Genomic DNA, 22,564 nt, shown 5'->3' with positions numbered 1-22,564 from the left:
CGGCGCGCGATGTTCGGCGTCGTCGTCGGTCTGCTGAATTCAGGCCGTACAGCGCGACGTGAACGGAAAAGCGGCAATCAGATCGTCTTGGATTTCCGTCAGATTCGGGACCGGTCGATAGTCGCTCCGAAGCTGCGCGATCTTGTCGTGATCGCGCGCGAGGTCCGACGAATGCTGAACTGCTTCTCGATCGAAAACGGAGTAGTAGTCGTCGAATTTGTATCCGTTGCCGCCGATATCCTGCGTCAGCTCGATCCACGCATTGGGGATGCCGAAGGAGTCAGCGACGATCAAGCCGTGCAGACTCGTCGACATCACGAAGTCACATGCGGTGATGTCGGCGATGACCTTGGCCGGCTTTCGGGACGGGTCGATCAACGTCACGTTCTTTTCTCGCGCAAGCGCAAGCACTACGGGATCCTTCTTGTGCACCCAGTGGTAGACGAGACCGATTCGTCCAGGTACCCGCGGGGAGCGTGAATAGACCCTGTTCGCCAACAGCCCGGGGTCCCCGACCGCGACCTTGCGCTCGGACTTGATGCGATTCGATGACAGATGCCCGCGCACAGCGTAGAAGTCGAAGTCGGGGTAGCTGAAGTCTTTTTCGTGGGCAGTCTCGCTGAGCATGAATCCCGAACCCCAGACCTTGAGGTCCTTCCGCGCCTGCATGAGCTGGACCATTTCGAGAGTGGAACCTGCCCCGATCATGTCGCTTCGCTTCGCACGACGCCAGGAACATTTCTGCCCGAACAGTGATTTCACCAGTTCGGGCGTCAATTCGTCGCCGAAATTGGGTCTGACGCCGGTGAGTTTTACCTGACGCCACCAGAATGTTTTGATCGAAGTGGCCATGACGGCAAATTTACCTTATGCATAGGTAATCAAAGGTAAATTTACCGGTCTGGGCTCCATTTCGACGAATCTGTAGCTCGTGGCGCGTTCAGCGCGGCGACATCCGAGTGTCCTGTCCGATCAGGATGCAGGCTTGAGTGTCAACGAGATCGAGTTGATGCAGTACCGCTGATCGGTCGGGGTGGGGTAACCCTCGCCCTCGAAGACGTGTCCGAGGTGGCTGTGGCAACTGCGGCAGACGACCTCGACTCGGCGCATTCCCAGTGTGGTGTCTTCCTTCAGGATGACGGCGTCGCTGTCGGCCGGGTCGAAGAAGGACGGCCAGCCGCAGTGGGACTCGAACTTCTCGGTGCTGCGGAACAATTCGGCTCCGCAGGCGCGGCACTCGTAGATACCTTCAGTGGTGGTGTCGGTGTATTCGCCGACGCCGGGGCGTTCGGTGCCTGCCTGCCGCAGCACCGCATACTCCTCGGGGGTCAGCTTCTCGCGCCACTGTGCGTCGGTGAGCTGGACGGCCGGGGCGGAATTGTTGTCGGTTGCTGAACTCATGCTCACACGCTAATACGATTTGTCGGGCTATGCCGTTTTCGCAGGTGGAGCGCTCGGCAGCAGGTAGCTCGGTTCGATTCCGTCGTCGAGTCGTCCTTCGCTTCGGGCGGCGAAATAGCGTCCGACGAGCACGCCGAAGATGACGACGATGAGCAGGGCCCAGCCGAAAGTGGTGCGCAGGTAGTCCAATGCGCGACCGGTTTCGATCCAGCGACCCGACAGCCATCGGTCGTAGTTCATGAACCCGTAGATCGCGAGCCAGGCGGGCCAGTTGCGCAGCAGTGAGTTCTTCAGCACGACGGTCATCAGCAGCGGGAACAGCATCATGGAGTAGTACATCTGACCCAGCGAGCCCAACAGCCAGTGTGCGGTGAGGATCAAGCCCGAGGTGGTCGCGAAGAAGAACAGGCGGTCCTCGCGGCAGTATCGGTAGAGCAGCCACAGTGAGATCAGAACCATGATTCCCAGGACCGCTCGGATTCCGAGGGTGAGGAGTTCGGGAACACCGTAGTAGCGGCCGTTACCGACGACAGCGCTGTTGAAGTAGTCGCGGGTCTGCAGCAGATACGGCAGTGTCCGGTCGATGAAGTTCATCGGATCCACCGACAGCGGCCAGGCGATGGCCATCATCACGACGGGGATGGCGATCGAGGTGATGAAGACCTTCCACTGACGCGTCATCAGCGGAAGCAACAGCAGCGGGGCGAGCATCGGCTTGATCGCCAGAGTCAGACCCATGGCGACACCGGCCGACAGGTCCTTGCGCTGGAGGAGGAACCCGAGGAAGGCGACCTCGCCGAGGAGTACGAAGCCGTTGAAGTTGGTGAACACCAACGTGTTGGTCACCGTCTCGCTGACGAAGGCGGCCAGCAGCAGCGCAGGTGCCGCGACCGAATCGAGCCGGAATCCGAAGATGCGCAACAGGATGTACAGGGCCAGCAGTATCGCGACCGTGCTGGCGATGATGAACAGCCAGCGGGATCGCTCGGGGTCGATGACTGCGATGGGGGAGAGCAGCATCGTCGCGCTCGGTTGATAAAGGTAGTGCGGATCGACCGAGTCGAAGTTCGCCGTGTACACCGGCTGGCGGTTGAGGAATGCCAGGGCGGCGCTGTACACCGGGTTGAAATCGTTGGTGATGTCTCCGTTCACGGCTTTGATCACCACGCGCTGGATGACGGTCATGATGGCGATCGGCCACAGGGCGTACTTGATTACCTCGGCGGTCGTCCGCCCTGACCGCGGCTCCAGAAAGCTAAGTGACACCCGGGAACGGTACCCGAGGCGGTCACCGTACCGGCGAAGGACACCCCGCGATGCGTACCCGACTCAGGCGGGGCAGACGGTGCCGTCGGTCGGAAGCGCGGTGTCTCGTGCGTAGTTCACCGCGGCGCCCTGCAGACACTGAGATCCGCCCAGACTCGGATGCCCGCTGCCCTGCCACGCGGCCGAGGCGACGGCCGCACCGGTTGCCCCGACCAACCCGGTGACCGAGGACAACCCGCCGTTGCCGACGATGGGGTCGCCTGCGTTGGCCAGCACCAACACCGGGACGTCCAGGGAGGTGGGCAGCGGAGTCGACGGCGCAGTCGGCCAGGACGAGCACAGTAGAGCCGTCAGAGCAGCGTCGGTGCCGTAGATCGGATAGCGGTCGTTCCACTGCGACGACAGGTCGCGAACGCCCTGCGGCGACGGCCACTGTTGGCCGTCCGTGCACCGGGACACGAACTGACCGTCGGTGCCGTAGGCGTTCCGACCCCGCTCGGCGAGCGCGGCCAGCGCGCTGGTGTCGGACCCGGCGGCCGAGGACAGGGCGGTGGAGAGCCCGGTGGCGCGGGACGACGCGTCGCCTGCGGTGGATGCCAGGGCGAAGGTGATGCCGTCGAGAATCTCGTGCGTGGACAGCGGCGAGAATTCGCCACCGGCGGCGCGTAGGAGCAGCTGGGCGACGGCCGCCGTCGGATCGCTGCCGAGGGAGCAGTTCAGCGCGACGCATCGCTGCGCGAACGCCGCGAAGGCTGCTTCCTTGCCCTGTGTCCGTTGTTCGGCCAACGTGATCTGATCGGCGCCGACTCCGGTCGGTGAATCGAGGATCAAACGCGAGATGTTGGCCGGAAACTTCGCTGCGTAGGCCAACGCGGTGAGCGCGCCGTTGCCCGATCCGATCAGACCTATCTGTTCCACACCCCAGAGTTGCCGCAGGCGGTCCAGATCGTCCGCCGCATAGGTGGTTCCGAACGCGAGTTCCTGCGGTTGCAAGGTGTCGGTGCATTCGATCGTGGCGTCACGACCGGCGTCGACGGCGCGGTCGACCGTGTCGGCATCGGATCTGGTGAACTGCCCCAGCGCGTCGACCTCGGTTTTGGTCTCTGCGTCGATGCAGTCCACGGCAGTGGATCGGCCGATGCCGCGTCGATCCACCGCGACGATGGGATGAGCCTCGAGCAGCGTCGCGAGCGGACCGGCGGCCATCGTGGCCAACGTGGCCGTCGAGGACCGATCCGAACCGGACGTCAGCACCAGAGGTCCCGCGTCGGTGGGCGTTCTGTCGAGCCGCGCTCGCAACGCGCCGACGGCGAACGTGCCGAACATCTGTCCACTCGCATCGACGTCGGCTTCGTATTCTGCGCATTCGAGTGTCAGGCCGGGAGTGGTGGCGGTGAGCCCGAACGTCCCGAGTGTGGCTGCGGTGCAGTCGGCCCAGGCCAGATCGGTGGCCGGAACGGCAAGTGCGACCGGTTCCGGTGGCGCCTCTGCCGAGGACTCGGCGGGCTGACCGGGGGAGCGTTGTTCCACCGCGACGTCGGGTCGGATCGACGGGCCGGCACCACAGGCCGCGCACATCGTGGCGAGGACGAGGACCGCGGCGAGCAACGTTGATTTCTGCGTCACCGTGCGAGGCTATCGACTTTTCGATCGATGCCGGGCCGCGCACTGTTCATGGCCGACGCACCCAGCGCGTGAGCAGCGTTCCGTCGGCGTCGCCCAGAACGTGTACCCGGTGCATCGGCGCGTCGGCGGCGTCGGATGTGTGGGCGATACGGCCCGCCTCTCCGGCGACCAGCATCGGCGAGATCGTCAGACACAGTTCGTCCGCCGCCCCGTCGGACACGAGCTGTCCGAACAGTCCCGGTCCGCCCTCGCACAGGACGCGGCGAAATCCGAGCTCGCTCAGAGTCGCGACGATGTCGCCGGTCGAGACAGAATCGCCGGTCACCTCGATCACCGTCGCTCCCACTGCCCGAAGCGCGGCCACCTTCGAGCCGTCCGCCGCCGCCGAGGTCAGCACCACCGGCTGCACTTCGGTGTCGGTGACCAATCGAGAAGCCGCGTCGATCGAACCGGAGGCGGTGACCACGACGATCGTCGGAACCGGTGCCAGCCCGGCCGCCACCCGACGTGCCTTCGCTTCGCTGGACAGCGAGACGCCGCCGTAGTTCTCGGCCCGCGCGGTTCCGGCACCGACCAGGACGGCGTCGCACAGTTCTCGCAGGATGCCGAACAGGCGGGCGTCGGCGGGGGTTCCCAGGCCCGCCGACTTACCGTTCGCGGTCACCGATCCGTCGATGCTGGCGACGAAGTTCGTGCGAATCCACGGTCGGTCCACGTCGGTGGGATACGCGTGCAGGGCGCGGACGGCATCGTCGTCGAGTGTTGATCCGACGCTGGGCACGGACTCGGGTGCCTGCTCCGATGTGAAGTAGGTCCCAATATGGAGAAGCTGCATGAGAGAGATCAGACCACGTCGTTACGCTCGGCAAATGCCCGCACGCCTTGTCGACCGAAATCCCGTGGTTCCATCCGATCAGCTGATCGCGCAGATGGTCCCGCCGGCGATGTTCGACGACGTCAGTTTCTCCTCGTACATTCCCGACCCCAAGGAGCCGACGCAGGCTGCTGCGGTTGCGAAGGCCGAGGAGTTCGCGAGCAAGGTGCAGAAGATCCGCGGCAAGGGCAAGCGCGGTCTCTTCGGTAAGAAGACCCCGGCCATCGGTGCAGGCCTGTACCTCGACGGCGGCTTCGGTGTCGGCAAGACTCACTTGCTCGCCTCGATCTATCACAGCGTTCCCGAGCCCAAGGCGTTCGGCACGTTCGTCGAACTCACCCATGTGGTCGGTGCTCTCGGCTTCAACAAGGCACTCGAGGAGCTCTCGAGCCACAGTGTGCTGTGCATCGACGAGTTCGAGCTCGACGATCCCGGCGACACGATGTTGGTCTCGCGGTTGCTCTCCGAGCTCTCGCAGCGCGGGGTATCCATCGTCGCGACGTCCAACACCTTGCCCGGGCAGCTCGGTGAGGGTCGCTTCGCCGCCGAGGACTTCATGCGGGAGATCAAGAAACTCGGCTCGATCTTCGAGTCCATCCGGGTCGACGGCCCCGACTACCGCCACCGCGATCTGCCTCCGGCTCCCGAGCCCACCTCGGAGTCCGAGCTGATCGACCGCGCCGATACCGTCGAGGGTGCAACCCTGGACGATTTCGACGAGCTGCTGGCGCATCTGAGCACGTTGCACCCCTCCCGTTACGGCAAGTTGCTCGACGGCATTCCGGCAGTGTTCCTCAAGAACGTGCACCCGGCATCGGATCAGGCCATCGCTCTGCGCCTGGTGGTCCTCGCCGACCGCCTGTACGACGCGGGCATCCCGGTGACGGCCTCGGGCGGCAAGCTCGACGAGATCTTCACCGAGGAGATGCTTGCCGGCGGTTACCGTAAGAAATACCTGCGCGCCACCTCGCGTCTGCTGGCACTGTCCCGTTTCGCTGCAGTCGGCTGAGCGGTCGTCACAGCCTCACCTGCATGACGTAGTCGTCGTGCGTCTGAACGCCGACGACGAACGTCTTGATGCCCACGATCTCGAACCCGTGTTTGGCGTAGAACTTCTGGGCCCGCACGTTCTGTTGGTTCACGCCCAACCATGCTGTCGCACAACCGGAGTGGCGTGCATGGTCGAGTGACGACGACATCAATCGCCCCGCGGCCCCGCTGCCGTGCTGGGTCGGCTGCACGTACAGCTTGCTGACTTCCATGGTCGGCTCGGGCGAGAGTGTCGCGCGAATTCCGGGGTCCGCAGGCGGCCCGGACACGAGCATGGCGTAGCCCACGACGTCGGCATCGCCTGTCTCGTCGATCAGCACCGTTCTGGCCGCGTCGTCGATGTAGTTCTCGAAGTGCTCGGCCGACAACACGTTCGAGACGAACTGCGCGATGTCCTCGGGCCGGGTTCCCGGCGGGCAGGCGAGGGGAAAGGTCGACGCGGCCACTTCGGCGACGCGACGTGCATCGGTACGTGCTGCCACGCGCACGGTCACAGCAGATCGACCGCGTTCTTGGCATCGCGCAACGACAGCCCGGTTCGGTCGCGCAGCAGTTTGATGGCAGAGATCGCTTTACCCTCGGATTTCAGTGACTGCAATCGCGGGATCAGATCGTCCCAGGGTGTCGGACCGGATTGTGCCGCGTCGACGATGGTGGCGGAGGACGGAAACGGCTCGCCGCGCTGGACGCTCTCGATCGCGTTCTTCGCGTCGGCGAGTCCGGCACCCGTTCGTTCACGAAAGACCTTGATGGCCTGAACCTTCTTGTTCGCGGCCAGTAGCGAATAAATGTCTGCGCGGGCGCTCTCGTCGAGACCGATGAGCCTGATGTTGCGCGAGGTCTCCGGGGACGAGCCCGGCTTCTTGCGGGCCAACAGCCACGCCGCGAGCACTGCAGCGTCGACGAGGACCAACGCCACGATGAACCATCCCCAGGTCGGCATGCCTTAGTAGACCACTTCAGCGCGACGGGTCGAAGAGCGGGACGACAACCGACGAATCGGACGTCGGGGCACCGAACAACGAGGCGGCTCCGGCAAGGGTTTTCGTCGCTGCGTCGTACTTCATCGGAGCAAGGTCGTGGCCCGCGCCCTCGATGTCGACGAGCAGAGTGGGAGCCGGGACGAGCGCGAGCGCAGCGCTCAATTCGGTCGTGGTGCCGAACGGATCCTTCGTGCCGTGCACCACCACCGTCGGTGTTCGAAGTTCGGGAAGGTGTTGTGTACGAGCCTTGTCCGGCTTGCCCGGCGGGTGCAGGGGATAGGAGGTCAGGACGAGTCCGTCGACGAGACCCGGTCGCTCGGCCGCGATCATCGAGCCCTGCCTGCCACCGTAGGAATGCCCACCGAATGCGATGAATCCAGAGGTCTCGGCGCGAAGGCGGTCGACGGCCGACGCGATTCCGAGCCGATCCTCGGCCGCCCTCGACGGGTGCGGCGGCCCCTTGGGTTTGCGTACTCGAAAAGGAAGGTCGAAACGCAGGACCGTGAATCCGGCTGCCGCCCATGCCGACGCGATGCGCTGCAGCAGCGGCGACTCGCAGTTGCCGCCCGCACCGTGCGTGAGAGCGAGGCCGCCTCGTGACGGTATGGAGGGTGTGTGCAGAAATGCGACGCCCCCGCCGAGATCGATGTCGGCGGGGGCGTCGGGACCATCGAGTTCAGGCATCGTTCGAGGACGTTACCTTTTCCTGGGTGTCGGCGTGATCGGTGTCCGCAGAGCCGTCGGAGTCGGTGGAGTCCCGGTCATCGGCGTCCACCATCTCGCCGTTGTCGTCGACCATGTCCGCGAAGGCGGTCCCGGCGACGGTGCCGTTGGTTCCCGGCAGTGCGACGGTGGGCCGGGCACCGGGTCGATAGCGATCGTCGAGGCCCTCCACGGACTTCTTCGCCTCCTCCAGGGTGGCGTCGTCGACTGTGGGTTCGCTCTGAGCATCGTCCGACACGTGAAGGTCCTTCCATCGAAGTGTGTGCGTCATCTCCACTGTGCACTTCTATGGCGTGAATCACCACAATTGATTCGTGAAGCACAAAAAAGACCCCCTCGAAAGGGGGCCTGATTTGTCTTGCTGTGGTGCGCGATACTGGGATTGAACCAGTGACCTCTTCCGTGTCAGGGAAGCGCTCTCCCGCTGAGCTAATCGCGCGTGTCCTCGCAACGGTCTTGCGACCGATGCGCTAGCGAGGTGGAGACGGGAATCGAACCCGTGTGCACGGCTTTGCAGGCCGTTGCCTCACCACTCGGCCACTCCACCATGGGTCGAGACCCTCGAGCGGATGACGGGATTCGAACCCGCGACCCTCACCTTGGCAAGGTGATGCGCTACCACTGCGCCACATCCGCATACCCCGGAGGCGCTCACTGCTGGGCAGTTGTTGTCTCCGTGGTGCGGGGAAAACATTAACCCAACGGGAGTGAAACTCACAAATCTCGTGGTCAGCCCCGGAATTGGCACGATCGACGCTGTGAAAGATGTGAAAGCAGAGGCGATGGGAGCTCTGCGAAGGCGGTCCGTGGACGAATTCGGTGATCGGGCAGGCGATTCGGTTCGTCGCGGCACCTCGTGTTAATGTTTTGCCTCGTTCGGTCCCGTGGCTCAGTGGGAGAGCGTCCGCTTCACACGCGGAAGGTCGCTGGTTCGATCCCAGCCGGGACCACAGAAAAGAAGGCCCGCACCGCCCGTCGGTGCGGGCCTTCTTGCGTTCGAGGCCGGTAGCCTGAGCCGGTGAGTACCGAAGAATCGAAGCCTCAGGCCGTCGCCGACCAGGGTCCGATGGACACAGCAAAGGTGAAGCACCGTCGCTTCCGGGCGCGCATCGCCGAGAACAAGTCCCTCGATCTCGCGTACCGAATCACGGTCGGTGTCGTCGGAACAGTGGTGTTGGTGCTGGGTGTACTCGCCATTCCCTACCCGGGGCCCGGCTGGTTGATCGTGTTCGCGGGCCTGGGCATCCTGGCGTCGGAATTCGCATGGGCCAAGAGTGCGCTGCGGTTCGTCCGCAAGAGATACGACGCATTCATGGCGTGGTTCTCGAAGCAATCGATGTTCGTCAAGGGTCTCGGAGTTCTGTTCACCACGGTCGTCGTGCTGGCCACGCTGTGGCTGCTCGGCACGTTCGCGTTGGTCGGGGGCTGGATCGGACTCGAGTGGACGTGGCTCGAGAGCCCGATCTGACGTCACCCGTCGCGCTGAGGCCAATCGAGTGGACCGTTGCCGATAGGCTGTCGGAGGCCTTCCTGGCCAGAAGAACCGATCGAGGAGTACATCGCTGTGAGCATGCCCGTTGTCGCCGCCGTTTCGCCCGCCCGCATCATGGTGCCGGCCGGAACGACGGCAGGTACGGCGCTCCGCGAGACCGGCCTGCCCAACAAGGGACCCGACGCAGTGGTCGTGGTTCGCGATCCCGACGGCAAGCTCCGTGACCTGTCGTGGGCACCGGAGGGCGACACCGAGGTCGAGCCCGTTCCGGCGAACACCGAGGACGGCCGAAGCGTCATCAGGCACTCGGCCGCGCACGTGTTGGCGCAGGCCGTTCAAGAGCTCTTTCCCGACGCCAAGTTGGGCATCGGACCGTTCATCAAGGACGGCTTCTACTACGACTTCGACGTGAAGCAGCCGTTCACTCCCGAGGATCTGACGGCACTCGAGAAGAAGATGAAGCAGATCGTCAAAGCCGGACAGCGTTTTTCGCGTCGGGTCTACGAGTCGGTGGAGCAGGCCCGCGAGGAGTTGGCCGGCGAGCCGTACAAGCTCGAGCTGATCGACGACAAGTCCGGTATCGACGATCCCGAGGTCATGGAGGTCGGTGGGGGAGAGCTGACCGCCTACGACAACCTCAATCCCCGGACCGGCGAGCGGATCTGGGGCGATCTGTGCCGCGGACCGCACATCCCCACCACCAAGTACGTGCCCGCGTTCAAGCTCACCCGTAGTTCGGCTGCGTACTGGCGCGGCAATCAGGACAACGCCGGACTGCAGCGCATCTACGGAACTGCGTGGGAATCCACCGAAGCGCTCGACGCGCATCTCGAACTGCTGGCCGAGGCGGAGCGTCGCGATCACCGCAAGCTCGGCTCCGAGCTGGACCTGTTCAGCTTTCCCGACGAACTGGGCTCCGGTCTGCCGGTGTTCCATCCCAAGGGTGGCATCATCCGGAACGAGCTGGAGAACTACTCGCGGCAGCGGCACATCGAAGAGGGCTACGAGTTCGTCAACACCCCGCACATCACCAAGGGCCATCTCTACGAGGTCTCGGGTCACCTCGACTGGTACCGGGACGGCATGTTCCCGGCGATGCACCTGGACGCCGAGCTCGACGAGAACGGTGACGTGCGCAAGCCCGGCCAGGACTACTACCTCAAGCCGATGAACTGCCCGATGCACAACCTGATCTTCCGTTCCCGCGGCCGCTCGTACCGAGAACTGCCGTTGCGTTTGTTCGAGTTCGGCTCGGTCTACCGCTACGAGAAGTCCGGCGTCATCCACGGTCTCACCCGCGTGCGCGGCATGACCCAGGACGACGCGCACATCTTCTGCACCCGCGAGCAGATGCGGGGCGAGCTCACCAGCACCCTCGAATTCGTTCTCGGGCTGCTCAAGGACTACGGCCTCGACGATTTCTATCTCGAACTTTCCACTCGCAACCCGGAGAAGTCGGTCGGCAGCGACGAAGTCTGGGAAGAGGCAACCAACACCCTCGCCGAGGTGGCGGCGGCGTCGGGCCTGAACCTGGTGCCCGATCCGGGTGGTGCCGCGTTCTACGGACCGAAGATCTCGGTGCAGGCCAAGGATGCGCTGGGGCGTACCTGGCAGATGTCGACCATTCAGCTCGACTTCAACCTCCCCGAGCGCTTCGAGCTCGAATACACCGGCTCGGGCGGAACCAAGGAACGCCCGGTGATGATCCACCGGGCTCTGTTCGGTTCCATCGAGCGCTTCTTCGGGGTGCTCACCGAGCATTACGCGGGCGCGTTCCCGGCCTGGCTCGCACCGGTTCAGGTCGTCGGCATCCCGGTTGCCGAGGTCTACCAGGATCACTTGTTCGCGGTGGTGAACGAACTGAAGAAGCGTGGAGTGCGCGCCGAGGTCGATGCCAGCGACGATCGGATGCAGAAGAAGATCTTCAACCAGACGGCGCAGAAGGTTCCCTTCATGCTTCTCGCCGGCGAACGCGACGTCGAAGCCGGAGCCGTGAGCTTCCGATTCCGGGACGGCACCCAGGTCAACGGCGTCCCCGTGGCGCAGGCCATCTCGGTCGTGACCGACTGGATCTCTCAGCGCAACAACGCATCACCGACCGCCGAGCTCGTGCAGACCGACCCCGCAGGAGTGAGCTGATCATGTCGGAACAGGACGAGTCGATCGTCGTCACCGGGGCCGGTGAGCCCGATCGGCTGCAGCGACTGTGGACACCGCACCGGATGTCCTACATCGCCGAGGCTCCGCAGGGCTCGGCGAAGTCGAACGAGCCGTTCTCCGACATTCCCAAGATGAGCGACGAGGACGGACTCGTCGTCGCACGAGGCGAATCGGTGTACGCGGTACTCAACCTGTACCCCTACAACCCCGGCCACGCGATGATCGTGCCGTACCGCCGCGTCGCGGCACTGGAAGACCTCACACCTGCGGAGAGCGCCGAGTTGATGGCATTCACGCAGCAGATGATTCGCGTCATCAAGCGAGTGTCACGTCCGCACGGCTTCAATGTCGGACTCAATCTCGGTGCTGCCGCAGGCGGATCGCTGGCCGAGCACCTGCATCAGCACATCGTGCCCCGGTGGGGCGGCGACGCGAACTTCATCACCGTGATCAGCGGTGCGAAGGTGATGCCGCAGTTGCTCCGTGACACTCGGGCCCTGCTCGCGTCGGCCTGGAACGAATGAACCACAGGCGAGAGGAGCACGCGCCGTGCTGAGCATTTTCGGCCGTGCGCCGGTGTCGAAGGTGACCGCGCCGCTCGGGCGTGCCCTCAACAGCACCGGGCTGACCCCCAACTCCGTGACGATCATCGGCACCGTCGTCACCGTCACGGCCGCGGTCACGATGTACCCCGCCGGCTATCTGTGGTGGGGTTCGGTCGTCATCACACTGTTCGTGTTGTTCGACATGCTCGACGGGGCCATGGCGCGGGCACGGGGCGGTGGCACCAAGTACGGTGCCGTCCTCGACGCGACGTGCGATCGAGTGGCCGACGGTGCGATCTTCGGCGGCTTGGCCTGGTGGGCGGTGTACTCCGAGCAGGACAAACTACTGCTCGTTGCCACCCTGATCTGTCTGGTCACCTCCCAGGTGATCTCGTACGCCAAGGCACGCGCCGAGGCCAGCGGACTCTCGGCCGACGGGGGGTGGATCGAACGTCCCGATCGCCTGGTCATCGTGCTCGTCGGCGCCGGATTCACCGGCGTCGGACGGCATTTCGACATTCCGTGGTTGGACAGCGTGATCTACCCGGCGATGTGGATTCTCGCCGTGCTCAGTGTCGTGACCGTGTTCCAGCGCGTTCTCGCGGTCCGCGGATCCGAGGGTGCTCGCGACATCATCGTGCCTCCGGTGGCACCGGCATCCGGCGACGGCGACGTGGCCGCGTCGTGAATCTCTCCGACAGGGCGAGCGACGCGGGCTACGCGGCCGGTTGGCGACTCGTCCGTTCTCTACCCGAGCCGGTGGCGCGACGCCTGTTCGATCGCGGTGCCGACTTCGCAGCGACGCGAGGCGGTGGCCCGGACCAGTTGCGTCGCAATCTCGCTCGAGTCCTGGGGACCACTCCCGCCGAGGTGCCCGACGAGCTGATCCGCGACAGCGTTCGCTCCTACGCCCGTTACTGGCGCGAGGCGTTTCGGTTGCCGTCGATGGATCTTGCTGCACAGGCCGCCGTCATCGATCGGTGCGTGAATGGCAAGGAACATCTCGAGGGTGCACTCGCCGCCGGTAAGGGAGTGGTGCTGGCATTGCCGCACAGCGGCAATTGGGACATGGCCGGAATGTGGCTGGTGCGCACGCACGGTGGACTCTCGACCGTCGCCGAACGGCTGAAGCCGGAATCTCTGTACCAGCGATTCGTCGCCTATCGGGAGAGCCTGGGCTTCGAGATCTTTCCGCTCAGCGGTGGCGAGCAACCGCCGCTTCTCGCATTGTCCGAGAGACTGCGCCAGAACAAGGTGGTCTGCCTGCTCGGCGAGCGCGACCTCGCCAAGCACGGGGTACCGGTCACCTTCTTCGGTGAACCGACCCGGATGCCCGCCGGTGCCGCGAAACTCGCGATCGACACCGGAGCGACGCTGTTGCCGGTACACGGCTATTTCGACGGCGACGGCTGGGGCTTCGACATTTCGCCTGCAGTGGACGTCTCGGCCGGAGTCGGTCCTGCCACCCAGACGTTGGCCGATCATTTCGCTGCCGGCATCCGAGCGCATCCGGCGGATTGGCACATGCTGCAACCGTTGTGGATGAGCGACTGGTCGGCCGAGCGACGTGCCCGAATCGAGGGCGCGTGAAGATCGGCATGGTGTGCCCGTACTCGTTCGACGTTCCCGGTGGAGTGCAGGCGCACGTTCAGCAGCTGGCCGAGGTGTTCATCGAACGCGGTCATCGCGTCAGTGTCCTGGCTCCGGCGTCGGACGACGTCGAGTTGCCGGATTTCGTGGTGTCGGCGGGCGAGGCGCTCGCCATTCCCTACAACGGATCCGTCGCGCGGCTTCGATTCGGGCCGATCACGTATTCCCGAATCCGTAAGTGGATCTCCGACAACGATTTCGACGTGCTGCACATCCACGAACCGAACGCGCCCAGCCTGTCGATGTTGGCGCTCAAGGCCGCGGACGGACCGATCGTGGCAACCTTCCACACCTCGACGACGAAGTCCTTGGTGCTCAGCACCTTTCAGGGTGTGCTGCGGCCGTATCACGAGAAGATCAGCGGACGTATAGCTGTCTCGGAACTCGCCCGACGCTGGCAGGTCGAGGCCCTCGGCTCCGACGCCGTCGAGATCCCCAACGGAGTCGACGTTCCTGCCTTCGCCGACGCCCCTGTCCTGGAAGGCTATCCACGTGCCGGTCGCACGGTGCTCTTCCTCGGACGCTTCGACGAACCACGCAAGGGAATGGCGGTTCTGCTCGGGGCGCTACCCGCCCTCGTCGAATCCCATCCCGACATCGAGATCCTCATCGTCGGTCGCGGCGACGAGGACAAACTCCGCAAGGACGCAGGCGCACTCGCCTCGCACCTGACGTTCCTGGGGCAGGTGGACGATGCGACCAAGGCATCGGCGATGCGCAGCGCCGACGTCTACTGCGCACCCAACCTCGGCGGTGAGAGCTTCGGCATCGTCCTCGTCGAGGCCATGGCCGCCGGAACTCCGGTGGTGGCAAGCGAACTCGACGCATTCCGGCGGGTGCTCAAGGACGGCACCTGCGGACTGCTGGTTCCGATCGACGATTCCGATGCCGTCGCCGCCGCAGTGACCGCGATCCTCTCCGACGACACCGTTCGTGCTCGCCTCGTCGATGCCGCCTCGGTCGCCGTGGCCGCCTACGACTGGCCCGTCGTCGCCGAGCAGATCCTGCGGGTCTACGAAACCGTCACCCTCGGGGGCCAGAAAGTGCGGGCGGCGAACTGATGACCCTCTCGGCGCTCACGATCTTGGTACTCGGTCTGGTCGCGGTACTGATTCTCGTCGTCGGCCTGTGGGCGTACGGCACGGCGAACCGACTGGACCGCTTGCACGTGCGTACCGACCTTGCCTGGCAGGCACTCGATGCAGCACTGGCCCGCCGTGCCGTCGTCGCGCGAGCGGTGTCCGCTGCCACCCGCGACACGGCCTCGGCGAGCAGAGAACTCGCCGCACTGGCCGATCGGGCCGAACGCGCCGACCGGTCGCAGCGGGAAGAGGCCGAGAACGCGGTGTCCATGGCTCTTGCCGTCGTCGAGCCGAACGCCCTGCCCCCGCAACTGGTCGCCGAACTGGCCGACGCCGAGGCCCGCGTGCTGATCGCACGGCGCTTCCACAACGACGCCGTCCGGGACACTCTGGCGCTGCGGGTCAGACGCCCGGTCCGGTGGTTGCATCTGGGTGGTACCGCGGCCCTGCCGTCGTATTTCGAGATCGCCGAGCGGTCTGCTGCCGCGACGTTCGGCAGCGAGAACAGAGCCACTCCGCGAACATCCGCTCGGGTGGTGCTGCTCGACGAACGGGGCCGCGTTCTGCTGTTGCGCGGACACGACCCGACGGTGCCCGACACCTTCTTCTGGTTCACCATCGGTGGGGCAGTGGAGAAGGGCGAGTCGCTCCGCGAAGCAGCGGTGCGCGAGGTGCACGAGGAAACCGGCCTGACCGTCGCGGCGGCAGATCTGCGCGGTCCACTGTGGCGACGGGTTGCCACGTTCCCGTTCAACGGAACCCTGATCCGTTCCGAGGAACTGTTCTTCGCGATCCGAATGCAGGAGTTCGAGCCGCACAGCGCCGGGTTCACCGATTTCGAGCGCCGCACCGTGACCGGCCATCAGTGGTGCACCGAGGCCGACATCCGTGCGCTCAGCGCAGTCGGCGAGAACGTCTATCCCCAGGACCTCGCGGAACTGCTGGACGAGGTCAATGTGGCTCTCGCGCGACGCGGCGACCCGGACGTGCGCGCTATCCGGTAGCAATCTGGACCCTTTTCGAGCAGTCCAGCAATCATGAAGTGGTTATGGGAAACCGTCGCCAGGAGGCCTACAGTTCTGGGCGCGACTTCGCGCCGCGCGTGATCGATTGCGCGGATGGACGTAGTTGCACATATCAGTCCGGTGCGCCACGAACGGTGCCCAGAACACAGGAGTCGGCTTGAGTACCCCACACGCATCCACTACACCCGCTGGATCTGCCGAAGGCGGGTCGGGCGAGAACGGAATCGGCACCGCGCGCGTCAAGCGGGGGATGGCCGAGATGCTCAAGGGCGGCGTCATCATGGACGTGGTCACCGCCGATCAGGCCAAGATCGCCGAAGACGCCGGAGCAGTGGCCGTCATGGCCCTCGAGCGCGTCCCCGCCGACATTCGCGCTCAGGGTGGGGTGTCGCGCATGAGCGACCCCGACATGATCGACAGCATCATCTCCTCGGTCAGCATCCCGGTGATGGCGAAAGCCCGCATCGGCCACTTCGTCGAAGCGCAGATTCTGCAGAGCCTCGGCGTCGACTACATCGACGAGTCCGAGGTGCTCACCCCGGCCGATTACGCCAACCACATCGACAAGTGGAACTTCACCGTTCCCTTCGTCTGTGGTGCCACCAACCTGGGTGAGGCGATGCGTCGAATCACCGAGGGGGCGGCCATGATTCGCTCCAAGGGCGAGGCCGGAACCGGCGACGTCTCGAACGCGACGACGCACATGCGCAAGATTCGCGACGAGATCCGTCGCCTCACCTCGCTCCCCGAGGACGAGCTGTACGTGGCGGCGAAGGAACTGCAGGCCCCGTACGACCTCGTCGTCGAGGTCGCCCGGGCCGGCAAACTGCCCGTCACACTGTTCACCGCCGGCGGCATCGCCACTCCCGCGGACGCAGCGATGATGATGCAGCTCGGTGCCGAGGGCGTGTTCGTCGGATCGGGAATCTTCAAGTCCGGCAACCCCAAGGAGCGCGCCGAGGCGATCGTCAAGGCCACCACGTTCTTCGACGACCCCGATGTGCTCGCCAAGGTCTCGCGCGGTCTCGGTGAGGCAATGGTCGGCATCAACGTCGACGACCTCCCCGTCGGACACCGTCTCGCCGAGCGTGGCTGGTGACGGTTCTGCGTCAGTAGCGTTCGAGTGCCGGGCGGTCGGGATGGTCCCATCGGACCAGAAGATCCGGCCGCTCGGCCGAGCCGTCGAGGCTCTCGTAGTACTCGAGCAACGGGGCGCAGGTCCACTGATCGGGGGCGCTCGTTCTGCGGCGTAGAGCGTTCGCGGACAGGCGTAGCTGCACCGACAGATCGACGTTCAATCCCCGTCCGAGCAGCATGGGTCCCGCGATCAGGACGATCTGATTCGCCGCCGCCGAGGTGGTGCGGGCCCGAGCCGAGCGGTCGGTGGCCTCATCCCACAGTCGCGGTAGAAAGTGACCTCCGCCACCGGGTCCCAGCGGGGCGATGACCTCTCGAACCAGGGCGTCGTAGTCGAACCACAGTGTGCGATAGCTCAATTCGTCGGTTCGCGAGTACTCGAATCGAATGGACGCAGGTCGGACGTAGTCGTGCAGGTCGACCACGGCAGCCGGACGGCCCCGAGAGCGGGCGTGTTCGGCTGTGCGCGTGGCGAAGTCGACCGGTCGCGCGGCATCGGCACCGTCGATCACGACGATCGAGCGGGCCCCGTCCGGGCACGAGTCGACGATCGACTCGACGAGAAGATCGGGAAATATCGGCATCGGTTGACCCACACCGACCATCTTGCCTGGTCCATCCATTGTTAGCCTGAGCCGTTGTCACAGAAAGGTGGACACCAGCCATGGCCAGCATCGAGGACATTCTCGAATTGGAACGGATCGAGAACGACATCTATCGGGGACGGACTTTCCCTTCTCGGTTGCCCCGTACGTTCGGCGGTCAGGTGGCGGGCCAGGCGCTCGTCGCGGCGGTGCGCACAGTGGCTCCCGAGTTTCGTGTGCACTCGCTGCACGGCTATTTTCTGCGTCCGGGCAATCCGAACGAACCGGCCGTCTTCATGGTCGATCGAATCCGCGACGGCCGGTCGTTCTGCACACGCCGCGTCACCGGAATTCAGCACGGCAAGGCGATCTTCACGATGTCTGCCTCGTTCCACGGCGACGACGACGGCATTTCGCACCAGGACGTCATGCCCGAGGTCGTCGGACCGGACAGCCTGCCCGATCCCACCACCCTCGCCGAATACGACCACTCGTACTACAAGGAGTGGTCGGAATGGGACATCCGTCTCATTCCTGATGACCAGACCGTCAAGCATCCCAGTTTCGCTGCGCAGCAACGTGTGTGGTTCCGCTACCGCGATACGTTGCCCGACGATCAGGTGTTCCACGTCTGCGCCCTCGCGTACATGAGCGACATGACGTTGATCGGCTCCGCCAAGGTGCCGCACCCGGACGCCGTCACCCAGACGGCCTCGCTCGATCATGCGCTGTGGTTCCTGCGGCCGTTCCGGGCAGACGAATGGTTGCTCTACGACCAGACGTCGCCCTCGGCCGATTTCGGCCGGGCACTGGCTCAGGGGCGAATTTTCGACACGTCCGGACGCATGGTTGCCGCGGTGGTGCAAGAAGGGCTGATGCGTTACGAGCGGGACCCGGACGCGCCTCATGTCGATCCCTTCGGCCGCAAGTGACCGCTCCGACCATCGGTGTTCTCGCGCTGCAGGGCGACGTTCGCGAACACCTGGCTGCGCTCGAGTCGAGCGGTGCGCGCGGAGTCACCGTGCGGCGTCCTGCCGAACTGGCGCAGATCGACGGACTGATCATCCCCGGCGGGGAGTCGACGACCATGAGCAACCTGCTCGGCGTGTTCGAGCTCCTCGATCCGCTGCGTGCGCGGTTGGCCGAGGGACTGCCCGCCTACGGATCCTGTGCGGGCATGATTCTGCTGGCGTCCGAGATTCTCGACACCAGGCCCGACGCCCGACATCTGGATTGCCTCGGCATCACCGTGCGGCGCAACGCTTTCGGTCGTCAGGTCGATTCGTTCGAGACCGATCTCGACGTCACCGGTATCGACGGTGGGCCGGTGCGGGCGGTGTTCATTCGCGCGCCGTGGGTCGAGCGGGTGGGCGAGCACGTCGAGGTGCTCGCCACCGTGCCGCACGGACCGGCCGCCGGACGCGTGGTGGCCGTTCGCCAGAACTCCGTTCTCGCGACGAGTTTTCACCCCGAGGTCACCGGCGACGATCGAGTGCACGCACTCTTCGTCGACATGGTGCGAAGCCGCTAGAACCTTCGACGGTCGGTCGGTGCCGAGCGCGGAACCGGGCGAGTAAAGTCGACAACACTGATTTCGAGCAGGAAGGGGCCCTATCGCATGAGCGGCCACTCAAAATGGGCCACCACCAAGCACAAGAAGGCGGTGATCGACGCCCGACGTGGCAAGTCTTTCGCCAAGCTCATCAAGAACATCGAGGTGGCAGCCCGGACGGGTGGCGGTGACCCCACCGGCAACCCGACGCTCTTCGACGCCATTCAGAAGGCGAAGAAGACCTCGGTGCCCATCGACAACATCGAGCGGGCGCGCAAACGAGGTGCAGGCGAGGAGACCGGCGGGGCCGATTGGCAGACCATCATGTACGAGGGCTACGGACCCAACGGTGTTGCCATCCTCATCGAGTGCCTCACCGACAACCGCAACCGCGCCGCAGGCGAGGTTCGCGTTGCGATGACCCGTAACGGCGGGAACATGGCCGACCCGGGTTCGGTGTCGTACCTGTTCTCGCGCAAGGGTGTGGTGACCCTGGAGAAGAACGGTCAGAGCGAGGACGACGTCCTGATGGCCGTTCTCGAAGCCGGTGCCGAGGAAGTCAACGACAACGGCGACACGTTCGAGGTCGTCAGCGAGCCGACCGACCTGGTCGCCGTGCGCACCGCGTTGCAGGAGGCCGGAATCGACTACGACTCGGCCGAGGCGAGCTTCCAGGCGTCGGTGAACGTCCCGGTCGACGCGGACGGTGCACGCAAGGTGTTCAAGCTCATCGATGCACTCGAAGACAGCGACGACGTGCAGAACGTGTGGTCCAACGTCGACCTCTCCGACGAGGTCATGGCCGAGCTCGACGCCGAGGACTGACGCCCCTCGCATCCGACGACGTGATCGACCGGGTGTCGTATCCCTGATCCGACGGTGGGCTCCGCTACGCTATCGAACAACAGTTCGTAAGCGGAAGGTGTGGTGGCGTGCGGGTGATGGGTGTCGACCCCGGTCTCACCAGGTGTGGGCTCAGTCTGATCGAGGGCGGTGTGGGCCGAACGGTGGTCGCGCTCGATGTCGATGTGGTGCGAACGCCTGCGGACATGGACCTCGCGCAGCGTCTGCTGCGCATTTCCGAGGCGGCGGAATACTGGCTCGATACCCACAAGCCCTCGGTGGTGGCGATCGAGCGAGTGTTTGCCCAACACAACGTTCGTACGGCCATGGGCACGGCCCAAGCCGGTGGCGTCATCGCTCTCGCACGCGCGGTTGACCGATGAAATCGGTGAGATTCTTCGGACGCAGACTCGTCTCGACATCCAGATCGTCGGACATCGCGTCCGCACCGACCTGGGATTCGGCGAACTGGTCGTCCTCGGTCACCCGGGCCTACCTGGACTTTCCGAGATACGCCAGCGCCGACCTCAACGCGGCCGACGCATTGGCCCTCGGTATCTGTCACTGCTGGCGAGCACCCATGATCGCCCGGATGGCGAAAGCCGAAGCCATGGCCGCCGAGCAGAAACGCAAGTACGACGCGCGTCTGGCCGAGGAGCGCAAGGCTCGCGCCGTCGTGGCACGCAGGATCGAGAAGATGGCCAAGAAGGAGGCGGGCGCACGATGATCGCGTCGATCAGGGGTTCGGTGGTGGACATCGCGCTCGATCACGCCGTGCTGGAGGCCGCGGGCGTCGGGTACCGGGTCAACGCCACTCCGGCGACGTTGGCCACGCTGCACCGGGGGAGCGAAGCGACCCTCCTGACGACCATGATCGTGCGCGAGGATTCGCAGACGCTGTACGGGTTCCCCGACAAGGAGTCGCGTGAGCTGTTCGAGTTGCTCCTCACCGTGACCGGCGTCGGCCCGCGAATTGCCATGGCGACTCTTGCCGTACACGAGCCCGATGCGCTGCGAACTGCGTTGGCGGACAGTGATATCGGAGCTCTGACCAGGGTGCCCGGTATCGGGAAGCGCGGCGCGGAGAGAATGGTCGTCGAGTTGCGCGACAAGGTCGACGCGGTGGTCGGACGCGCCGGAAGCGCAGCCGTGCCCGGGTCCGGTGCCGGCAACTCGATGCGAGACCAGATCGTCGAAGCGCTGATCGGTCTCGGATTCCCCACCAAGCAGGCCGAGGAAGCCACCGACGCGGTGCTCGCCCAGCAGCCCGAGGCCACGACGTCGACCGCGTTGAGGTCGGCGCTGGCGTATCTCGGAAAGTCCAGGTAGGCCCGGGTGACCGAGGACGACCAGTTCGCCGAATCCCAGGTCGGTGCGGACGCGATGTCCGACGATCTGGATGTCGAGACGAGTCTGCGTCCGAAGAATCTCACCGATTTCATCGGTCAACCGCGCGTGCGAGAGCAGCTCCAGCTCGTGTTGTCGGGTGCCAAGATGCGCGGCGGCACCCCCGATCACATCCTGATGTCCGGTCCGCCGGGACTCGGCAAGACCAGCATGGCAATGATCATCGCCGCCGAGCTGGGAACCTCGCTGCGGCTCACGTCGGGTCCGGCGCTCGAGCGGGCAGGCGATCTCGCGGCGATGCTCAGCAATCTCGTCGAGGGGGACGTGCTGTTCATCGACGAGATCCATCGCATCGCCCGCCCGGCCGAGGAGATGCTGTACCTGGCGATGGAGGATTTCCGCGTCGACGTCATCGTCGGCAAGGGGCCGGGAGCGACGTCGATTCCACTCGAGGTGGCACCGTTCACCCTCGTCGGTGCCACCACCAGGTCGGGTGCGCTCACCGGGCCGCTGCGAGATCGCTTCGGATTCGTGGCGCACATGGACTTCTACGAGCCCAGCGAACTCGAGCGCATCCTCATGCGGTCGGCGGGAATTCTGGGCGTACCGATCGACCGGGACGGCTGTGCGGAAATCGCCGGGCGTTCGCGCGGCACCCCCAGAATCGCGAACCGACTGCTTCGGCGAGTTCGCGACTACGCGGACGTGCGCGGCGACGGCACCGTCACCCAGGACACCGCGAAGGCCGCCCTGGTGGTCTACGACGTCGACAAGCTCGGGCTCGACCGACTCGACCGCGCGGTACTCAGCGCGCTCATCCGAAGCTTCGGCGGTGGGCCGGTGGGTGTATCGACACTGGCCGTCGCCGTGGGCGAGGAACCGTCGACGGTCGAGGAAGTGTGCGAGCCGTTTCTGGTGCGTGCCGGAATGATCGCCCGCACCCCCCGCGGGCGCGTGGCGACCGCTTCTGCGTGGCAACACCTCGGTCTGACACCGCCACCGGACCTCGCAGTGGGTGGAATTTCGGTCCGATCCTCGGAGGTCCAGCAGGGATTATTCGAGTGAATCGGGCACAACAGGACACGAACGGACCGGACCGGTTCCAGGTAATGGCACACTGGGTAGCTGCGAGGCCCGCACCGGCGGCGTTCTCGCACGAGACAATGACGTATATCGAACCCGACTTCGAGGACTGACCTTCCGATGGATTTGCTGTTTCCGCTG

Annotated in this window: 24 protein-coding genes, 4 tRNA genes and 1 pseudogene; 16 read left to right on the top strand and 13 right to left on the bottom strand. The window is 65.0% G+C overall.

What is annotated here, in order from left to right; genetic code table 11:
- Window positions 1-39: 39 nt before the first annotated feature.
- The 5 genes from CH256_RS05205 to CH256_RS05185 form a co-directional block, all read right to left on the bottom strand.
- Window positions 40-852, bottom strand: coding sequence for a polysaccharide pyruvyl transferase family protein (locus CH256_RS05205; RefSeq protein ID WP_094669049.1), 813 nt, complete (start codon window positions 850-852; stop codon window positions 40-42).
- Window positions 853-972: 120 nt separating this feature from the next.
- Window positions 973-1,401 (bottom strand): peptide-methionine (R)-S-oxide reductase MsrB, encoded by a 429-nt coding sequence (gene msrB, locus CH256_RS05200; RefSeq protein ID WP_068050608.1) that lies wholly within the window; start codon window positions 1,399-1,401, stop codon window positions 973-975.
- A 27-nt stretch (window positions 1,402-1,428) separates the two neighbouring features.
- Window positions 1,429-2,667, bottom strand: a complete 1,239-nt coding sequence (locus CH256_RS05195) for a glycosyltransferase family 87 protein (protein WP_068050607.1) — start codon at window positions 2,665-2,667, stop codon at window positions 1,429-1,431.
- A 63-nt stretch (window positions 2,668-2,730) separates the two neighbouring features.
- Window positions 2,731-4,293 (bottom strand): alpha/beta hydrolase, encoded by a 1,563-nt coding sequence (locus CH256_RS05190; protein ID WP_094669048.1) that lies wholly within the window; start codon window positions 4,291-4,293, stop codon window positions 2,731-2,733.
- 46 nt (window positions 4,294-4,339) lie between these two features.
- Window positions 4,340-5,128, bottom strand: coding sequence for a pyrimidine reductase family protein (locus CH256_RS05185; protein WP_094669047.1), 789 nt, complete (start codon window positions 5,126-5,128; stop codon window positions 4,340-4,342).
- Window positions 5,129-5,162: 34 nt separating this feature from the next.
- Between CH256_RS05185 and zapE the strand changes: the two genes are divergently transcribed.
- Window positions 5,163-6,176 (top strand): cell division protein ZapE, encoded by a 1,014-nt coding sequence (gene zapE / locus CH256_RS05180; RefSeq protein WP_094641984.1) that lies wholly within the window; start codon window positions 5,163-5,165, stop codon window positions 6,174-6,176.
- Window positions 6,177-6,183: 7 nt separating this feature from the next.
- Here zapE and CH256_RS05175 read toward each other — a convergent pair whose 3' ends face one another.
- The 7 genes from CH256_RS05175 to CH256_RS05145 all read right to left on the bottom strand — a co-directional run bounded on the left by CH256_RS05175 (window position 6,184) and on the right by CH256_RS05145 (window position 8,559).
- On the bottom strand, window positions 6,184-6,711 hold the full coding sequence (locus CH256_RS05175; protein WP_094669046.1) for a GNAT family N-acetyltransferase: 528 nt from the start codon (window positions 6,709-6,711) through the stop codon (window positions 6,184-6,186).
- Window positions 6,708-7,160, bottom strand: a complete 453-nt coding sequence (locus CH256_RS05170) for a hypothetical protein (protein ID WP_094669045.1) — start codon at window positions 7,158-7,160, stop codon at window positions 6,708-6,710. The genes CH256_RS05175 and CH256_RS05170 overlap by 4 nt, the downstream gene beginning before the upstream one ends.
- A gap of 16 nt (window positions 7,161-7,176) precedes the next feature.
- A complete protein-coding gene (locus CH256_RS05165) occupies window positions 7,177-7,884 on the bottom strand; it encodes an alpha/beta hydrolase family protein (protein ID WP_094669044.1) in 708 nt (235 codons plus the stop codon).
- On the bottom strand, window positions 7,877-8,161 hold the full coding sequence (locus CH256_RS05160) for a hypothetical protein (protein WP_256980953.1): 285 nt from the start codon (window positions 8,159-8,161) through the stop codon (window positions 7,877-7,879). The genes CH256_RS05165 and CH256_RS05160 overlap by 8 nt, the downstream gene beginning before the upstream one ends.
- Window positions 8,162-8,287: 126 nt before the next feature.
- Window positions 8,288-8,362: transfer RNA gene (locus CH256_RS05155), tRNA-Val, on the bottom strand.
- A gap of 37 nt (window positions 8,363-8,399) precedes the next feature.
- Window positions 8,400-8,470 (bottom strand) — tRNA-Cys (locus CH256_RS05150).
- 17 nt (window positions 8,471-8,487) lie between these two features.
- Window positions 8,488-8,559: transfer RNA gene (locus CH256_RS05145), tRNA-Gly, on the bottom strand.
- A 242-nt stretch (window positions 8,560-8,801) separates the two neighbouring features.
- Here CH256_RS05145 and CH256_RS05140 point away from each other — a divergent pair.
- The 9 genes from CH256_RS05140 (at window position 8,802) to pdxS (ending at window position 16,976) form a co-directional block, all read left to right on the top strand.
- A tRNA-Val gene (locus tag CH256_RS05140) sits at window positions 8,802-8,873 on the top strand.
- Between the two features lie 116 nt (window positions 8,874-8,989).
- The gene (locus CH256_RS05135; RefSeq protein ID WP_068050610.1) at window positions 8,990-9,391 is read left to right on the top strand and encodes a TIGR02611 family protein; all 402 of its coding nucleotides are present in this window, start codon (window positions 8,990-8,992) and stop codon (window positions 9,389-9,391) included.
- Between the two features lie 102 nt (window positions 9,392-9,493).
- On the top strand, window positions 9,494-11,554 hold the full coding sequence (gene thrS / locus CH256_RS05130; RefSeq protein ID WP_094669043.1) for a threonine--tRNA ligase: 2,061 nt from the start codon (window positions 9,494-9,496) through the stop codon (window positions 11,552-11,554).
- Window positions 11,555-11,556: 2 nt separating this feature from the next.
- On the top strand, window positions 11,557-12,099 hold the full coding sequence (locus tag CH256_RS05125; protein WP_032397953.1) for an HIT family protein: 543 nt from the start codon (window positions 11,557-11,559) through the stop codon (window positions 12,097-12,099).
- Window positions 12,100-12,124: 25 nt separating this feature from the next.
- Window positions 12,125-12,808, top strand: coding sequence for a phosphatidylinositol phosphate synthase (gene pgsA / locus CH256_RS05120; protein WP_068050599.1), 684 nt, complete (start codon window positions 12,125-12,127; stop codon window positions 12,806-12,808).
- Entirely contained in the window at window positions 12,805-13,710 is a 906-nt protein-coding gene (locus CH256_RS05115; RefSeq protein WP_068050598.1) for a phosphatidylinositol mannoside acyltransferase, read from the top strand. The genes pgsA and CH256_RS05115 overlap by 4 nt, the downstream gene beginning before the upstream one ends.
- Window positions 13,707-14,831, top strand: coding sequence for a glycosyltransferase family 4 protein (locus CH256_RS05110; protein WP_094669042.1), 1,125 nt, complete (start codon window positions 13,707-13,709; stop codon window positions 14,829-14,831). Before CH256_RS05115 ends, CH256_RS05110 begins: the two co-directional genes overlap by 4 nt.
- Window positions 14,831-15,856, top strand: a complete 1,026-nt coding sequence (locus CH256_RS05105) for an NUDIX hydrolase (RefSeq protein ID WP_094669041.1) — start codon at window positions 14,831-14,833, stop codon at window positions 15,854-15,856. Before CH256_RS05110 ends, CH256_RS05105 begins: the two co-directional genes overlap by 1 nt.
- Before the next feature lie 178 nt (window positions 15,857-16,034).
- Window positions 16,035-16,976 (top strand): pyridoxal 5'-phosphate synthase lyase subunit PdxS, encoded by a 942-nt coding sequence (pdxS, locus tag CH256_RS05100; RefSeq protein WP_082899040.1) that lies wholly within the window; start codon window positions 16,035-16,037, stop codon window positions 16,974-16,976.
- Window positions 16,977-16,986: 10 nt separating this feature from the next.
- On the opposite strand, the gene CH256_RS05095 is transcribed toward pdxS, so the two are convergent.
- Window positions 16,987-17,637, bottom strand: a complete 651-nt coding sequence (locus CH256_RS05095) for a hypothetical protein (protein ID WP_256989375.1) — start codon at window positions 17,635-17,637, stop codon at window positions 16,987-16,989.
- Between the two features lie 41 nt (window positions 17,638-17,678).
- On the opposite strand from CH256_RS05095, the gene CH256_RS05090 reads away from it, so the two are divergent.
- The 6 genes and pseudogenes from CH256_RS05090 (at window position 17,679) to ruvB (ending at window position 22,405) form a co-directional block, all read left to right on the top strand.
- On the top strand, window positions 17,679-18,530 hold the full coding sequence (locus tag CH256_RS05090; protein ID WP_094669040.1) for an acyl-CoA thioesterase: 852 nt from the start codon (window positions 17,679-17,681) through the stop codon (window positions 18,528-18,530).
- Window positions 18,527-19,129 carry a pyridoxal 5'-phosphate synthase glutaminase subunit PdxT gene (gene pdxT / locus CH256_RS05085; protein WP_094669039.1) on the top strand — a complete coding sequence of 201 codons (603 nt, stop codon included), beginning with the start codon at window positions 18,527-18,529 and terminating at the stop codon, window positions 19,127-19,129. Before CH256_RS05090 ends, pdxT begins: the two co-directional genes overlap by 4 nt.
- A gap of 87 nt (window positions 19,130-19,216) precedes the next feature.
- Window positions 19,217-19,975, top strand: a complete 759-nt coding sequence (locus tag CH256_RS05080; protein WP_094641944.1) for a YebC/PmpR family DNA-binding transcriptional regulator — start codon at window positions 19,217-19,219, stop codon at window positions 19,973-19,975.
- A gap of 107 nt (window positions 19,976-20,082) precedes the next feature.
- Window positions 20,083-20,720: pseudogene (locus CH256_RS28940) on the top strand (crossover junction endodeoxyribonuclease RuvC).
- The gene (gene ruvA / locus CH256_RS05070) at window positions 20,717-21,322 is read left to right on the top strand and encodes a Holliday junction branch migration protein RuvA (protein WP_068050592.1); all 606 of its coding nucleotides are present in this window, start codon (window positions 20,717-20,719) and stop codon (window positions 21,320-21,322) included. Before CH256_RS28940 ends, ruvA begins: the two are co-directional and overlap by 4 nt.
- A gap of 54 nt (window positions 21,323-21,376) precedes the next feature.
- Window positions 21,377-22,405, top strand: a complete 1,029-nt coding sequence (gene ruvB, locus CH256_RS05065; RefSeq protein ID WP_176460499.1) for a Holliday junction branch migration DNA helicase RuvB — start codon at window positions 21,377-21,379, stop codon at window positions 22,403-22,405.
- Window positions 22,406-22,564: the final 159 nt, after the last annotated feature.

It is taken from the genome of Rhodococcus sp. 05-2254-6, assembly GCF_002258565.1.
Taxonomy (GTDB): Bacteria; Actinomycetota; Actinomycetes; order Mycobacteriales; family Mycobacteriaceae; genus Rhodococcoides.
The sequence above is the reverse complement of the archived record's forward strand: the minus strand, read 5'-3'. Positions and strand labels throughout refer to the sequence as shown.